This window comes from Burkholderia puraquae, from assembly GCF_002099195.1.
GTDB lineage: Bacteria > Pseudomonadota > Gammaproteobacteria > Burkholderiales > Burkholderiaceae > Burkholderia > Burkholderia puraquae.
Genome location: NZ_NBYX01000001.1, coordinates 756734 through 772092, shown reverse-complemented (window position 1 = coordinate 772092; position 15359 = coordinate 756734). Strand labels below are relative to the sequence as shown.

The following is a 15359-nucleotide window of genomic DNA, read 5'->3' as shown; positions in this document are numbered from 1 at the left end:
GAGAGGCAGCCGGTGTGCCACGCGCGCCGGAGGCCGGCGTGGCGCGTGGACTGGCACCGCTCATCCTGCCGCTGCGGCCGGCCGTACCGGCGCTTTCGACGGCGCCGCAGTCTTCAGCGGCGCGGTGGTTTTGGGCGCGGCAGCCGTCGTTTCCTGCGCAGCTGCTTTCGGCGCAGCCACTGTCTTCTGCGCAGCGGTGGCCTTCGCCGGCGGCGTCTTTTCCGGCTCGACCGGCGCATCGGGCGGCACGCCGAGCAATTGCAGCGAGCCGCTCGTGACCGACGCGAACACCGGGCCGGCCACCGTGCCGCCGTAGTAGCCCTTGCCGCGCGGTTCGTCGATCATCACCGCGACGATCAGGCGCGGGTTGCTCATCGGTGCCATCCCCGCGAACAGCGCGCGGTACTTGCCCTTCGCATAGGTCGCGCCGACCTGCTTGCGCGCGGTGCCGGTCTTGCCGCCGATCCGGTAACCGTCGACGCGCGCGCGGCGCCCCGTGCCGCCTTCGCCGACCGCCATCTCGAGCATCGAGCGGATCGACGCGGCCGTTTGCGGCGATGTCACGCGGTGGCCGCGATGCGCGTCGATCGTCTGCTGGTCGGTGCCGTTCTTCAGCAGCGACACCGGGTGCAGCGTGCCGTCGCCCGCATAGGCCGTGTAGGTCTGTGCGATCTGCAGCAGCGACATCGACAGGCCGTAGCCGTACGCCATCGTCGCCTGCTCGATCGGCCGCCAGCGCTTGTAGCCGCGCAGCCGGCCCGACGCGACGCCCGGGAACGTGAGTTCCGGCGCGCGGCCGATCCCGTATTCCTGATATTTGTTCCAGATCGTTTCGGCGGGCAGGTTCAGTGCGAGCTTCGCGAGCGCGACGTTGCTCGACTTCTGCAGCGCCTGCGATACCGTCAGCGAGCCGTGATTGGACGTATCGTGGATCACGGCCGGGCCAATCTTGTAGGTGCCCGGCGACGTGTTGATGATCGTGTTCGGCGTGACCTTGCGCTCGTCGATCGACAGCGCGACGACGAGCGGCTTGATCGTCGAGCCCGGTTCGAAGGTGTCGATCACCGCGCGGTTGCGCAACTGCTGGCCGGTGAGGCGCGCGCGGTCGTTCGGGTCGAAGGTCGGGTAGTTCGCCAGCGCGAGGATCTCGCCATTCTGCGCGTCGAGCACCACGACGCTGCCGGCCACCGCGTTGTTCTCGACCACGGCCGCCTTGAGCTGGCTGAACGCGAGCTGCTGGATGCGGCGGTCGATCGTCAGTTCGATCGTCGCGCCGTGCTGCGCCGGAACGAGCGGGCGCGTGTCCGACACGATGCGGCCGAGCCGGTCGCGGATCACCTCGCGCTGCCCGGACGTGCCGACCAGGCGCGCATTTGCCGCGAGCTCGACGCCTTCCTGGCCCTTGTCCTCGACGTTCGTGAAGCCGACCACGTGCGCGGCCGATTCGCCTTCCGGGTAGAAGCGCTTCGAATCCGCGATTTGCGTGATGCCGTCGATCGCGAGCTTGTCGAGCTTGCCCGCGGTGTCCGCGTCGACCTGCCGCTTGAGCAGCACGAACGTCTTGTCGGTGCCGAGGCGCCGCTTGACCTCGACGAGCGGCAAGTCGAGCAGCTTCGAGATTTGCGGGTAGTCGGTGTCGGAGACCTGTCTCGGGTTCGCCCAGATTTCATAGGTCGACAGGCTGACGGCGAGCATCGCCCCATTGCGGTCGACGATGCGCCCGCGCATCGCGTCGAGCTCGATCGTGCGCTGGTAGCGTTTCTGGCCCTGGCCGACGTAGAACGCCTTGTTCGCGACCTGTACCCAGAAGGCGCGGCCGATCAGCGCGGCGAATGCGAGGAACACGAGGATCACGATCAGCTTCGAGCGCCACATCGGCAGGCGCGATGCGAGCATCGGGTTCTTGGTCGCGGCCGCGTACGGATCGGCGGGGTGGGTCTTCTTTTTCACGCTCATGCAATGGCCGGGTCGGGCCGCCGAAGGGCGGCTAGTCAGTCTGAATAATGCGATTGTAATAAATGAGTAAACGCCGTGTGGGGAAAGTATGTTCCGGCCCCGAGAAAAAACGCGTACTGGCCTTCCGGCATAAGGCGGAAAAGGGGAGGGAAAGGCAGGACGGCTGTGGAAATTCACCGACGCGCCAGGCGATGAAAGATGGGCGTTCCGCTGCGTGTCGATTCGGGGAGGCGCGATCTCCGTTACGGCCGATGCCGACCGTCCCCGGTGCGCGATCAATTGCCCGGTTCACGGTTATTTATTTAAACCGGGGAATGAAAAACGCCCCGAAATGGGGCGCCGTTAATGCTGAATATCGAAATGAATATCGCTGAAACCGGAATAAACCCGAAAACCGCAGACGAATTACATCGATTATTTCTATCGGGCGACGGAAATGAATTCCCGATATTCCGGCTGGCTCGTGCAGCGATCGACGGCCTGCAGCCGCCACGCGCCGGGGTGATTGCCGGCGAGTACGGCGGGGCCCTGTTCGCGCTGCGTCGCATCGAACGACAGTCCCTTCAACTGGCACACGGCATTCCCGCCGTCGGCCGCGCAGAGCGCCATTGCGCCCTCGACGTCGCGGACCTTGCCCCAGGTCGGAAGATCGATGCCCTGATGTGCCTCGCGCGACCACAGCCCCTCGTCGGTATCGACCCACAGCACCGCGAAGGAATTCCGGGTTGCCGATTCGCTGCCATTAATACGAATGGTGAGGCGCATTGTGATCGTCTCCAAAAAAATGACACATTCGACCGTTTTGACTTGAACAGTCTAGATAGACTGGTGTGAAACGCAAGTGATAATCCGCAATAAATTCATATAGGGTTCATTGCGATTTCAGATGGAACGACGTCTGACGATTCATGGTTATTCCGCCGGCGCGCGCCAACACGCGCGCGCCGGCGATCGCGGTGCCGATGGGAGCCGGGTCGATCTTCAAGACATGGGATGACATGGCCGCGAGGCGCGTCGATCTGTCGCGTGCGGCCAGCCGCGGAAAACCGGCCGGCCACGGCGGCATCGCACCTTCGGAAGGTGGCCCGATCGACTGCGGCGGCGTTTTGACAGCGCGGCCGGTACGACAGACTCCGACAATCGCATACAAATCGGCACACTTTCACGAAACTTTCGGGACAGACTTGCCTGCGGTCGGGCCCCACACTGGGATCTTCCCGATCCAGTGCCGCGGACGCCCGTCCTCGGCGGCTGCCGCCGCCTCGTGCCAGAGACGCGATCGACGCGATCGCGGGCCGCACGCCCGATCGGGACTGCCGGGGCGCGCGTCAGGCCCCGGCCCGGCCGGTGAGCCGTGCGCAGCCCGCAACCGCGGGCGCCGCGCTGCCCGGCCGACTCTTCGAAGGAGACTATCGTGCTGATCTGGAAAACCGCGTTGTCGCTTAACTGGCGGACGAGCCTCGTGTCGCCGGCCAGCGCACCGGTCGCGGCGGCGAACGTCGGGCGGCTGGTGCTGACCGGCGCAACCGGCTTCATCGGCAGTACCGTACTGACGGCGCTCGTCAATGCGGGGCTGCTCGACCGCATCGTCTGCGTCGTGCGCGCGCAGGATCGCGGCCACGCCGTCGCGCGGCTGCGCGAGGCGGCGCTGCGCGCGGGGCTGGCGCCGTACTGGGCGTCGCGCCTGACCGATGCGAACGTAATCGTCGGTGCGCTCGGCGACGTGTGGCAGGGCGCCGACGCGCCGCGCCTTGCCGCCGCGACGCATGTGATTCATTGCGCGGGCCATGCGTCGCCGGCTGACGGCGCGCACCTGCGGGCCGACATCGCCGATGCGGTGCGCTTTGCCGAACGTTTCGCACGGGCGCCGCGCCTGCAGCGCTTCGTGTATGTCGGCACGGCCTACGCGCATGCGGGCCGCGGCGGGATCGTGCAGGAAGCGGCGGCGGGCGAAGCGGCGAACGACGTCGCGCGCGACGAAGAAGGCCTGCCGGGCGCGGTGCTCGCGGCGGACTATCTGCACGCGAAGGCGGAGACCGAGCAGCGCCTGCGCGCGCTCGGGCTGCCGCTCGTCGTGGTGCGGCCGTCGCACGTGGTCGGCCACACGGTGCTCGGGACGCGGCCCGCGCCGAATTCGTTCTGGATGTTCCGGCTGGCGCATGCCGCGCGCCGCTTTACCGCGCGGCCGATGACGCGTATCGACATCGTATCGGTGGACGACGTGGCGCGTGCCACGATGCTGCTGGCCGTCAAGCCGACACTCGCGCACGACGTGTATCACGTGTCGGCCGGCGACGAGGCGCCGCAGGTCGCGCAGATCGTGCGTGCAATGGACGAGGCGGCGGGGATGACGGGCGCGCCGCGCTACGTGGCGTGTGCGCCGGCCGAGTTGCCGCTCGTGGTGCGCGATGTGCTCGGGCGAACCGATCCGGCACTCGAGCGCGTGATCGGCCGGGCGCTGCAGCGCTGCGGGGAGTTCGCAACGGTCGATCGCGTGTTCGACAACCGCCGCGTGCGCGATGAAATCGATTTCGAGCCGTTGCCGTTCATCGATTACGTCGAGGAATGCATGCGCACGTCGCGCGGCGTTGCCGTGACCGAGCTGATACGCGGCGCGGTGCACTGATCGCCCGCGCAGCACCGGCGCCCGTTCCCGCGGTTGACGGGAACGGGCGCCGTCATCACGTGTTGCCGCCGAGCTCGATGAGCCGGTCGAGCGCGCGATAGATGTCTTCGAGGCCGTCCTGGCCGAACCGCGACTCGAGCTGCCGATACTGCTCGTCGATCCGCGGACCGATTTCCGTGACCAGTTTCCTGCTTTGCGGCGTCAGGCTGACCAGCAGCCGGCGCTGATCTTCCTGCGCGCGCGTGCGCGTGATCAGGCCGTCGCGCTCCATCCGTTCCAGCACGCCCGTGAGGCTCGGGCTCAGGATGCAGCAACGCCGCGCGATCTGTCCCGCTTCGAGCGCATGCGCCGGTTCGCCGTCGAGCACGCGGATGATCCGCCATTGCTGTTCGGTCAGCGCGAATTCCTTGAGAATAGGGCGAAACAGGCCCATCAGCGTTTCGCGGGCCTCGAGCAGCAGCATGGCCAGGTTGCGATGGTCGAGCGTACGGTTCATCGGGGTGAGCAGTGGACGGGGACGCATCAATCTTAACAGCCGCGGGTAGTGAATTTCGCGTATCAGGGTAATCGAGGTTGCCAGCTCCTGATTGTTTACTTAAGATATTAACTATTGACGATGCGCCGCGACGCGCGGCAGGGGAATGACGCATGGAGCTGTCTTGCACGACCGCCGCGGCGCCGCCGTTGCCGGTCGCCATCGGTACCGTCTACGGTGCGCTGCTCAACGAGCGTGCGGCGCTCGACGCGCTCGGCGATGCCGTGAACACACCGCCTTACGGCCGCCCGCCGCAGGCGCCGATCCTGTATATCAAGCCCGCCAACACGCATGCGGCCGACGGCGCGGCCGTCGTCGTGCCGGCCGGCGTCGACGCGCTGGAGATCGGCGCGTCGGTGGCTGTCGTGTTCGGCCGGCGCGCGACGCGCGTGCCGGCCGAGCAGGCGCTCGACTACCTTCACGGCTTCACGCTGGCGAGTGACGTGTCGGTGCCGCATCCCGATTACTACCGTCCCGCCGTGCGGTTCAAGTGCCGTGACGGTTTCTGCCCGCTGGGCCCGGCCATCGTGCCGGCCACCGCGCTTGGCGATGTCGACGCGATCGGCTTGACCGTGCGGATCGACGGCGAGGTGGCCGTGTCCGCGTCGACGGCCACGCTGATTCGCTCCGTGCGCGCGTTGATCGCCGACGTGACGGCCTTCATGTCGTTCGACGCGGGTGACGTACTGCTGCTCGGCGTCGCGGGCGGCGCACCGCGCGCCCGCGCGGGCAGCACGATCGAGATCGCCGCCGCCGGCATCGGCACGTTGCGGCACACGCTGATTGCGGAGGAAACACGATGAAGACGGCGCGCGTGATCTACAACGGCGCACTGCATGCGGCCGAACCGGCCGGCGACGGCACGATCCGTCTCGATACGGGGCGCGTCGTTGCCGAGGACGTGGTTGCGTGGCTGCCGCCCGTCGCGCCGCGCACGACGTTCGCGCTCGGCCTCAACTACGCCGACCACGCGAAGGAACTCGCGTTCAAGGCGCCGAGCGAGCCGCTGATCTTCCTGAAGGGGCCGAACACGTTCATCGGCCACCGGTCGCGCACCGTGCGCCCGGCGGATGCCACCCACATGCATTACGAGTGCGAGCTGGCCGTCGTGATCGGCCGGCCCGCGCGCAACGTGAGCCGTGCGCAGGCAATCGACTACGTGGCCGGCTATACGGTCGCGAACGACTATGCGATCCGCGACTATCTCGAGAACTACTACCGTCCGAACCTGCGCGTGAAGAACCGCGACACCTGCACGCCGCTCGGGCCGTGGTTCGTCAGCCGCGACGAGATCGGCGACGCGGGCGACCTGACGCTGCGCACGACGGTGAACGGCCAGGAGACGCAACGCGGCAGCACGCGCGACATGATCTTCGATGTGCCGGCGCTGATCGAGCACATCAGCGGCTTCATGACGCTCTCGCCGGGCGACCTGATCCTGACCGGCACGCCCGAGGGGCTGGCCGACACGAAGCCAGGCGACGAGGTCGTGACCGAGATCGAAGGGATTGGCCGGCTCGTGAACACGATCGTCGGCGAAGCAGACTACTATCGCGCCGGCTGAGCCCGTCGCCCAAGGAGAGAGCATGACCATCAAGCACTGGATCGACGGCCGCGAAGTCGAGAGCCGCGAGACGTTCACGACGCTGAATCCCGCGACGGGCGAGGTCATTACCGACGTCGCATCGGGCGGCGAGGCCGAGGTCGACGCGGCGGTGCGTGCCGCGAAGGAAGCCTTCCCGAAATGGGCGAACACGCCCGCCAAGGAGCGCGCGAAGCTGATGCGCAAGCTCGGCGAGCTGATCGAGAAGAACGTGCCGATGCTCGCGGCGCTGGAGACGCAGGACACCGGCCTGCCGATCGCGCAGACGAGCAAGCAGCTGATTCCGCGCGCATCCGAGAACTTCAACTTCTTCGCGGAAGTGTGCGTGCAGATGAATGGCCGCACCTATCCGGTCGACGACCAGATGCTGAACTACACGCTGTACCAGCCGGTTGGCGTGTGCGCGCTGGTGTCGCCGTGGAACGTGCCGTTCATGACCGCGACGTGGAAGACGGCCCCGTGCCTCGCGCTCGGCAACACGGCTGTGCTGAAGATGTCGGAGCTGTCGCCGTTGACGGCCGACCAGCTCGGCCGCCTTGCGCTCGAAGCCGGTATTCCGCCGGGCGTGCTCAATGTCGTGCAGGGCTATGGCGCGACGGCCGGCGACGCGCTGGTGCGCCATCCGGACGTGCGTGCGGTGTCGTTCACCGGCGGTACGGTGACCGGCAAGCGGATCATGGAGCGCGCGGGCCTGAAGAAGTATTCGATGGAGCTTGGCGGCAAGTCGCCGGTGCTGATCTTCGACGATGCCGATTTCGACCGCGCGCTCGACGCGTCGCTGTTCACGATCTTCTCGATCAATGGCGAACGCTGCACGGCGGGCTCGCGGATCTTCGTGCAGCGCACGATCTACGACCGCTTCGTGCAGGAATTCGCGCGGCGCGCGAACAACCTGGTGGTCGGCGATCCGTCCGATCCGGCCACGAATCTCGGCGCGATGATCACGCGCCAGCACTGGGAGAAGGTGACCGGCTATATCCGCATCGGCGAGCAGGAAGGCGCGCGCGTGGTCGCGGGCGGCGCGGACAAGCCGGCGGGCCTGCCCGACCATCTGCGCAACGGCAACTTCGTGCGGCCGACCGTGCTGGCCGACGTCGACAACCGGATGCGCGTCGCGCAGGAAGAGATCTTCGGGCCGGTCGCGTGCCTGATCCCGTTCGAGGACGAGGAGGAAGGGCTGCGGCTGGCGAACGACACGTCGTACGGCCTGGCTTCGTACATCTGGACGCAGGACGTCGGCAAGGTGCATCGCCTCGCGCGCGGCATCGAGGCCGGGATGGTGTTCGTGAACAGCCAGAACGTGCGCGACCTGCGCCAGCCGTTCGGCGGCGTGAAGGAATCGGGCACCGGGCGCGAGGGCGGCGAGTACAGTTTCGAAGTGTTCGCGGAGATCAAGAACGTGTGCATCTCGATGGGTTCGCACCACATTCCGCGCTGGGGCGTGTAACGGGCGCGGGTTGTCTGGCCGCACGAATGATTCCTTAGCCGGCACGCCGGCCAAGCATGGCGCTGGAGTAACCGCTAAAGCGCTAACTCCGGCCGACCGCGAAGCATGGGGCTGGAGTAAGCGCTAAAGCGCTAACTCCGGCCGACCGCCAAGCATGGGGCTGGAGTAAGCGCTAAAGCGCTAACTCCGGCCGACAGGAGACTTGAACGATGGGCAAACTGTCCCTCGCCGCAAAAATCACGCACGTGCCGTCGATGTACCTGTCGGAATTGCCCGGCAGGCATCACGGCTGCCGCGAGGCGGCGATTCGCGGCCATCAACTGATCGGCGAGCGCTGCCGCGCACTCGGCGTCGACACGATCGTCGTGTCGGACGTGCACTGGCTCGTGAACGCCGGCTATCACGTGAACTGCAATGCGCAGTTCTCGGGCACGTACACGAGCAACGAACTGCCGCATTTCATCCGCGACATGCAGTACGCGTATCCGGGCAACCCGGCGCTTGGCCGGCTGATCGCCGAGACGGCGACGGCGCGCGGGGTCGCGACGCGCGCGCACGAGATCGACAGCCTCGAACTCGAATACGGCACGCTCGTGCCGATGCGCTATATGAACGCCGACCAGCACTTCAAGGTCGTGTCGATCGCCGGCTGGTGCATGTGGCATCAGCTCGACGAAAGCCGCCGCTTCGGCGAGGCGCTGCTCGAAGCGATCGAGAAGAGCGATTCGAACGTCGCGTTCCTCGCGAGCGGTTCGCTGTCGCACCGCTTCAACGACAACGGCAGCCCCGAGGAATCGATCCACCAGATCAGCCGAGAATTCTTCCGGCAGGTCGACCTGCGGGTGGTCGAGCTGTGGAAGCAGGGCGATTTCAAGACCTTCTGCGCGATGCTGCCCGAGTACAACACGCATTGCCACGGCGAAGGCGGGATGCACGACACGGCGATGCTGCTCGGCCTGCTCGGCTGGGATCGCTACGATAAACCCGTCGAAATCGTCACCGACTATTTTGCGAGTTCGGGTACCGGGCAGATCAACGCGATCTTTCCGTTGTCCTGAATACTGCGCCACGCATTCGACAGGAGACTAGCCATGCCACATATCGTCGTCGAATACACCGCGAATATCCGCGACGACGCGCGCATTCCCGCGCTGCTGCGCACGATCAACGCCACGCTGATCGCGCAGGGCGGCGTGTTCCCGACGGGCGGCATCCGCTCGCGCGCGATCGAGCTGCAGGACTACTGCGTGGCCGACGGCACCGAGGACGATGCGTTCGTCCACGTGACGCTCAAGATCGGCTCGGGCCGCACCGACGAGCAGAAGAAGGCCGCGTGCGACGCACTGTTCGACGCAATCAAGGCGCATTTCGCGGCGCTGTACGCGAAACGCTACCTCGCGCTGTCGATGGAGCTGACCGAGTTCAGCGAAAGCGGCTCGTACAAGCACAACAACATCCACGCTCGCTACAAGCGGGCCGGCTGAACCCCATTCCCGATCCGACCATGCTCGAACCCGCCATCATCGACCAGCTCGCGCAGCGTCTGCACGACGCCGAGCGCGAGCGCAAGCAGATCCGCCAGATCTCGCTCGACCATCCCGACATCACGATCGACGACGCATATGCGATCCAGCGCGCGTGGGTGGCCCTCAAGCTCGCGGAAGGCCGCGCGCTGAAGGGCCACAAGATCGGCCTCACGTCGAAGGCGATGCAGAACACGTCGCAGATCGACGAGCCCGACTACGGTGCGCTGCTCGACGACATGTTCTTCTCCGACGGCGGCACGATTCCGACCGGACGCTTCATCGTGCCGCGCGTCGAGGTCGAGCTCGCGTTCGTGCTCGGCAAGCGGCTGGCCGGCCCGAACTGCACGATCTTCGACGTGTACGACGCGGTCGACTACGTGGTGCCGGCGCTCGAGATCATCGACGCGCGCAGCCAGTCGATCGACCCCGACACGAAGCGGCCGCGCAAGGTCTTCGACACGATCGCCGACAATGCCGCGAACGCGGGCGTCGTGATCGGCGGGCGGCCCGTGAAGCCGCAGGACGTCGACCTGCGCTGGGTCGCGGCGATCATGTCGCGCAATGGCGTAGTCGAGGAAACGGGCGTCGCGGCCGGCGTGCTGAACCACCCGGCGAACGGTGTCGCGTGGCTCGCGAACCGGCTGTCGCGCTTCGACGTCGCGCTGGAGCCGGGGCAGATCGTGCTCGGCGGCTCGTTCACGCGGCCGTGCGCGGCGCGGCCGGGCGACACGTTCAGTGTCGACTACGGCCCGCTCGGGACGATCCAGTGCTACTTCGAATGAGGTGAGCGAACGATGCAGATCCCTTCGAATGTCTTCAAGGCCGCGCTTGCACGCGGCGACGCGCAGGTCGGGCTGTGGCTCGGGCTCGCGAATCCGTACAGCGCCGAAGTGGTCGCGGGCGCCGGTTTCGACTGGCTGTTGATCGACGGCGAGCATGCGCCGAACACAGTGCCGACGATCCTCGCGCAACTGCAGGCGATCGCGCCGTATCCGTCGCATCCGGTCGTGCGCGTGCCGTGGAACGATCCGGTGATCGTCAAGCAGGTGCTCGACCTTGGCGTGCAGACGTTGCTCGTGCCGATGGTGCAGAGCGCAGACGAGGCGCGCGCGGCGGTGGCGGCGACGCGTTATCCGCCGCACGGGATTCGCGGTGTCGGCAGTGCGCTGGCGCGTGCGTCGCGGTGGAATCGCATCGGTGATTACCTGCATCGCGCGAACGGCGAGATGGCCGTGCTCGTGCAGGTCGAGACGCGGGCGGGGCTCGAGGCGATCGATGCGATTGCGCGGGTCGAAGGTGTCGACGGCGTGTTCATCGGGCCGGCGGATCTCGCGGCCGATCTCGGGCATCTCGGCAATCCGGGGCATCCGGACGTACAGGCCGCGATCGACGGCGCGATCCGGACGATCAAGGCGGCCGGCAAGGCGCCGGGCATTCTGAGCGCGGATGAGACGGCCGCGCGGCGCTATCTGGAAGCGGGTGCGCTGTTCGTCGCGGTGGGTGTGGATACGACGCTGCTGGCGAGAAGTGCGGAACGGTTGGCGGCGCAGTTCAAGGGGAAGGGCGGCGAGGCCGTGAAGAAGGGGGACGGGACGTATTGACGAATCGGGAGCGGCGGGCGGTTTCCGGCCGCCCTCCGCGGTGACGGCTTCATACCTGCCGATGCGCGACACCGATGCCCCGCCCATCCTCCATATACCGCCCCGGCGTCGTCCCCAGCGCGCGTCGGAACATGTCGATGAACGCGCTCACGTTGTCGTACCCGAGATCGAGCGCGATCGTCGTCACCGGCACGCCGTCGGCGATTTTCTCCAGCGCTCGTAGCAACCTGGCCTGCTGACGCCACTGCGCGAACGTCAGCCCCGTCTCGGCAACGAAGCGACGGCTCATCGTCCGCGCGCTGATGCCGGCCCATTCGGCCCATTCCTCCAGCCGCCGGTTGTCCGCGAGATCCGCGGCAAGCGCATCGGTGATCTTCATCAGCCGCGGATCCTGCGGCCGCACCAGTCCCAGCGCTTCGGCCTCCGACGACGCGATTTCATCGAGGATCACGTCGGCGATCCGCGTCTGCGCGGCATCCAGTTCCGAATCGCCCCAGCTTGCCGCGCGTTGCACGGCCTCGCGCAGCAGCGGCGTCGTGCGGAGCGCGCGCGGCGTAGCCGGCAGTGCCGCGCAGCGTGCTTCGGCGACGAACGCCGACCAACCGGAAATCGGCCCGAACGAGCGCAGCGCATGCCGGCAATGCGGCGGAATCCAGATCGCATGGATCGCCGGCACGACCCAGTCCTGATCGTCGAGACCGATCGTCACCAGCCCGCTCAGCGCGCCGACGAGCTGGCCACGCGCATGCGAATGCGCCGCGGTTACGCGCGGGTCACGTTGCGACAGCACGGCGGCGACCACGAACGGGCCGTCGTCGGACGTGATGAATCGGGCGGGCAGGAGTGGATCGGACATGGCCGGATATCGGTATCGAATGGCTGTTATACCGGAGATCGGCCGAATTTGCACGCCTACACTGCGTCCATCGATGACAACCGGAGTACGACACGATGCGAGCCGAACAGATGCTTCCCGACCATGCCGACCGGATCGAAACCGGCGGAACGACGATCCGCAAGGGCACCGTCGGCGCGTTCCTGGTCAACGCGCGGGTACTGACCGACCCGAACGCCGCGCCGGCCGACCGGGCACGCGCGGAAGCCGACACGATCGATGCATTGCCCGCGTTGCGCGCGCTTGGCCTGTTCGACGTGCTGGACGTACGCGATCCCGCGCTGCGCGCGTGGCTCGACGCACGCTGATACGCAACGGAACCGTCGATCGAGATCCCCGATTCAAGGAGTCACCATGAAAGCAGCAGTCGTGACGGGCGCCGGCGAGCGTCCCGTCCATATGGAATTCGACGCGCCGCGTGCGATGCCGGGTCACCGTCTGATCGACGTGGCGGCGTCTGCGTTGAGCCGGATCGCGCAGGCGCGTGCGTCCGGCAAGCACTACTCGTCGGACGCACGCTATCCGTTCGTCGTCGGCGTCGACGGCGTGGGCCGTCTCGACGACGGGCAGCGCGTCTATTTCTTCGGCGCCCCCGCACCGTTCGGCGCGATGGCCGAGCGCGCGATCGCGCCCGATACGCGGTGCGTGCCGCTGCCCGACGCGCTCGACGACGTCACGGCCGCGGCGATCGCGATTCCCGGGATGTCGTCGTGGGCCGCGCTGACGGAGCGCGCGCGGCTCGTTGCGGGCGAGACGGTGCTCGTGAACGGCGCGACGGGTACGTCGGGGCGGCTGGCGGTGCGAATTGCGAAGCATCTCGGCGCCGCGAAGGTGATCGCGACCGGCCGCAACGCGGCCGCGCTTCAAGCATTGCTGAACGCGGGCGCGGACGCTGTCGTGTCGCTGCAGCAGGACGACGCGCATCTGGCGCGTGCACTCGAGCCGCATTTCCGCGCGGGCGTGGACGTCGTGCTCGATTATCTGTGGGGAAGCAGCGCACAGGCGCTGCTGGTTGCCGCGGCGAAAGCGACGCCCGATGGCCGCCGGCTGCGCTTTGTGCAGATCGGCTCGATCGGCGGCGCGGACGTGCTGTTGCCGGGCGCGGTGCTGCGGGCAACGGCAATCGAATTGATGGGCAGCGGCCTCGGCAGTGTGTCGCTGCCGCGCCTGCTGGCCGCGGTGCGCGGCGTATTCGAGGCAGCCGGGCCGGCGAGCCTGACGATCGATACGCGCACGGTGCCGCTGTCGGAGGTCGGTGAGCACTGGAGCGATACGGATAGCCGGGTTCGACCGGTGTTTGTGATTCGCGCAGACTGAACGGCGACCGGCATGCAGCGGCCGCTCTCCCACGGGAAGGATCAGAAGACGGTTGACGGAGCGTATTGACTGATAGCGAGGCTCGCTAGCCTTAGTCCTATACAGCCTCGCGCACCAAGAGGGGCGCGCCGCACGAATGAGATCTGGAATGAGAGCACTCGGTTTGGGCGTGGCAGCTGTGACTGTGTTGGGCTGCGCCGGTTCTTACTATCAGGATGCGCACGTCCGCGCACGAGCGACGCAGTTTGATACCGAACTCTCCAGGAACGATGGGGGGCGCTACACGGCGCAATACTCCTATCTGCCTGGGGACCGCATTCTTTTGCGACTCTATCGGACATCTGACAGGCGATTGCTTGCCGAGCGTACTTACACGTACCCGAATGCCGTCCGTTTGGTATGGACTAAGGAATCCTTGATATTTGATTCTGCCGTTGATAGCGATGGCGAGATCAGGCTGCCGCCTACACTGTTCGATCGATTCAAGGCTATGTTGCCGTAGTAGACCGCACTTCGTGCCTATCCGATGCCGTATTGCGCGCTCGAATGGCGCAGGATGATGCGCGACGGCGCACGAGGACCGGTGCCGCATCGAATGGAGGCGGGCGGCCACATGTACCGCCGCCCGCGCCACTCGGTCAGATTCAGAACCGCTGCTGAATCCCCGCCGTGACTCCGACCTGCGTGGTGCCGTACCCATTGACATCGCGCGATACGCCGACCTTCTGCCCATGCTGCCCGATCGCAAATGCGCCTGCCGCATACAGCACCGTTCGCTTCGACAGCGCGTACTGCGCGCGCATCGACACGAGCGTCGGATCGGCATCGGTGCCGCCCTTGATGTTCTGGTGATACACGGCGGCGATCAGCGAGAACGTCGGCGTGAACTGATACGACCCGCCGAGCCAGTACATGTCGCTCAACTGGTTCGCGGCGCTCGTGCGATACGTGCGCTTGTAGTTGCGGTAGCCGGCCATCGTCTTCAGGTTGCCGAAGTCGTAGCTCAGGCCCGCATGAATCCCCTGGATGTAGTTGACCGGATCGGCCGGCGTCACGCTGTCGGACGCGCCGTTTTGCCGGTCGAACGCGACCACCGCGGCGAACGGGCCGCCCTCGTAGCCGATCGCCGCGTCGTACTTCGAGCTGGTCTTCACGCTGCCCGGCACGTTGCCGAAGCCGTACATCGCGCCGAACTTGAAGCCGCTGAATTCACCGTCGTAGCGCACCGCGTTCGACGAACGCGTGAACATGCCGTCCTTGCGGCCGCCGGTGGCCATCGACGACGATGCCCATGAATAGTTTTGCGAGTAACCCATCGGGTCGAACGGCATCATGTAGTCGTACGTGACGGTGAAGTTGCGGCCAAGCGTCAGCTCGCCCCATTTGCCTTTCAGGCCCACCGTCGCACGGCGCGCGAAGATCGAGTCCGGGCCGTCGTCGGACGCGCCGTTCGCGAGATCGATGCCGCTTTCGAGCCGGAACACGGCCTTCAACCCGCCGCCGAGATCCTCGACGCCGCGCAAGCCCCAGCGCGACGTGTTCTTGTTGCCCGACTTCAGCTTGAACGAATTGCCGCCTTCCGGTGCCGCATGGTTCGCGAATTCGATGCCGGCGTCCATGATCCCGTATATCGTGACCGACGACTGCGCGTGCGCGACCGGCGCGGCGAGACAGGCGGCTGCAGCCGAACCGGTGAGGACGACTGCTCGAATAGAAAGTTCTGCGCGTGACTTCATTTTTGACGGTGTCTCCTTGGTTGTTTTAGGCGGGTTGAAACTGAAAACGGGTACGCGGCGCGCCATCGTCGGACGCCATGAAGCGCCCGCCGATGCGAGTTGCAAACGGATGCGCGC

Annotated in this window: 17 protein-coding genes; 11 read left to right on the top strand and 6 right to left on the bottom strand. The window is 66.6% G+C overall.

All coding sequences use genetic code 11. The features are described from left to right. Positions 1-60: 60 nt before the first annotated feature. From B7G54_RS03465 to B7G54_RS03455, 3 genes are all read right to left on the bottom strand, one after another. Complete coding sequence (locus B7G54_RS03465) at positions 61-1956, bottom strand: peptidoglycan D,D-transpeptidase FtsI family protein (protein WP_085037757.1); 1896 nt, start codon at positions 1954-1956, stop codon at positions 61-63. A 420-nt stretch (positions 1957-2376) separates the two neighbouring features. After that, the gene (locus tag B7G54_RS03460; RefSeq protein WP_085037756.1) at positions 2377-2721 is read right to left on the bottom strand and encodes a DUF3564 family protein; all 345 of its coding nucleotides are present in this window, start codon (positions 2719-2721) and stop codon (positions 2377-2379) included. Positions 2722-2827: 106 nt separating this feature from the next. Beyond that, complete coding sequence (locus tag B7G54_RS03455) at positions 2828-3022, bottom strand: hypothetical protein (RefSeq protein ID WP_085037755.1); 195 nt, start codon at positions 3020-3022, stop codon at positions 2828-2830. 348 nt (positions 3023-3370) lie between these two features. On the opposite strand from B7G54_RS03455, the gene B7G54_RS03450 reads away from it, so the two are divergent. After that, positions 3371-4582: an SDR family oxidoreductase gene (locus B7G54_RS03450; RefSeq protein ID WP_085037754.1), complete on the top strand. Its 1212-nt coding sequence runs from the start codon at positions 3371-3373 to the stop codon at positions 4580-4582. A 55-nt stretch (positions 4583-4637) separates the two neighbouring features. Here B7G54_RS03450 and hpaR read toward each other — a convergent pair whose 3' ends face one another. After that, positions 4638-5078, bottom strand: coding sequence for a homoprotocatechuate degradation operon regulator HpaR (gene hpaR, locus B7G54_RS03445; protein WP_048245409.1), 441 nt, complete (start codon positions 5076-5078; stop codon positions 4638-4640). A gap of 152 nt (positions 5079-5230) precedes the next feature. Here hpaR and B7G54_RS03440 point away from each other — a divergent pair, with 152 nt between their 5' ends. The 7 genes from B7G54_RS03440 (at position 5231) to hpaI (ending at position 11294) form a co-directional block, all read left to right on the top strand. After that, on the top strand, positions 5231-5920 hold the full coding sequence (locus B7G54_RS03440) for a fumarylacetoacetate hydrolase family protein (protein WP_085037753.1): 690 nt from the start codon (positions 5231-5233) through the stop codon (positions 5918-5920). Then, positions 5917-6681 (top strand): fumarylacetoacetate hydrolase family protein, encoded by a 765-nt coding sequence (locus B7G54_RS03435; protein ID WP_085037752.1) that lies wholly within the window; start codon positions 5917-5919, stop codon positions 6679-6681. The genes B7G54_RS03440 and B7G54_RS03435 overlap by 4 nt, the downstream gene beginning before the upstream one ends. Positions 6682-6703: 22 nt before the next feature. After that, positions 6704-8167: a 5-carboxymethyl-2-hydroxymuconate semialdehyde dehydrogenase gene (gene hpaE, locus B7G54_RS03430; protein WP_059696297.1), complete on the top strand. Its 1464-nt coding sequence runs from the start codon at positions 6704-6706 to the stop codon at positions 8165-8167. A gap of 209 nt (positions 8168-8376) precedes the next feature. Continuing rightward, on the top strand, positions 8377-9225 hold the full coding sequence (hpaD, locus tag B7G54_RS03425; protein ID WP_085037751.1) for a 3,4-dihydroxyphenylacetate 2,3-dioxygenase: 849 nt from the start codon (positions 8377-8379) through the stop codon (positions 9223-9225). Positions 9226-9258: 33 nt separating this feature from the next. Next, positions 9259-9651 (top strand): 5-carboxymethyl-2-hydroxymuconate Delta-isomerase, encoded by a 393-nt coding sequence (locus tag B7G54_RS03420; RefSeq protein WP_039356869.1) that lies wholly within the window; start codon positions 9259-9261, stop codon positions 9649-9651. Between the two features lie 20 nt (positions 9652-9671). Then, positions 9672-10475 (top strand): 2-oxo-hept-4-ene-1,7-dioate hydratase, encoded by an 804-nt coding sequence (hpaH, locus tag B7G54_RS03415; RefSeq protein ID WP_085037750.1) that lies wholly within the window; start codon positions 9672-9674, stop codon positions 10473-10475. Positions 10476-10487: 12 nt separating this feature from the next. Continuing rightward, entirely contained in the window at positions 10488-11294 is an 807-nt protein-coding gene (hpaI, locus tag B7G54_RS03410; protein ID WP_085037749.1) for a 4-hydroxy-2-oxoheptanedioate aldolase, read from the top strand. A gap of 49 nt (positions 11295-11343) precedes the next feature. Here the strand turns inward: hpaI and B7G54_RS03405 are convergent, their stop codons facing one another. Then, a complete protein-coding gene (locus B7G54_RS03405) occupies positions 11344-12150 on the bottom strand; it encodes an AraC family transcriptional regulator (protein ID WP_085037748.1) in 807 nt (268 codons plus the stop codon). 95 nt (positions 12151-12245) lie between these two features. Here B7G54_RS03405 and B7G54_RS03400 point away from each other — a divergent pair, with 95 nt between their 5' ends. The 3 genes from B7G54_RS03400 to B7G54_RS03390 all read left to right on the top strand — a co-directional run bounded on the left by B7G54_RS03400 (position 12246) and on the right by B7G54_RS03390 (position 14008). Beyond that, positions 12246-12497, top strand: a complete 252-nt coding sequence (locus B7G54_RS03400; protein WP_085037747.1) for a hypothetical protein — start codon at positions 12246-12248, stop codon at positions 12495-12497. A gap of 46 nt (positions 12498-12543) precedes the next feature. Continuing rightward, entirely contained in the window at positions 12544-13506 is a 963-nt protein-coding gene (locus tag B7G54_RS03395) for a quinone oxidoreductase family protein (RefSeq protein WP_085037746.1), read from the top strand. 148 nt (positions 13507-13654) lie between these two features. After that, positions 13655-14008: a hypothetical protein gene (locus tag B7G54_RS03390; RefSeq protein ID WP_244289241.1), complete on the top strand. Its 354-nt coding sequence runs from the start codon at positions 13655-13657 to the stop codon at positions 14006-14008. Positions 14009-14150: 142 nt separating this feature from the next. On the opposite strand, the gene B7G54_RS03385 is transcribed toward B7G54_RS03390, so the two are convergent. Then, positions 14151-15242: a porin gene (locus B7G54_RS03385; protein ID WP_085037745.1), complete on the bottom strand. Its 1092-nt coding sequence runs from the start codon at positions 15240-15242 to the stop codon at positions 14151-14153. Positions 15243-15359: the final 117 nt, after the last annotated feature.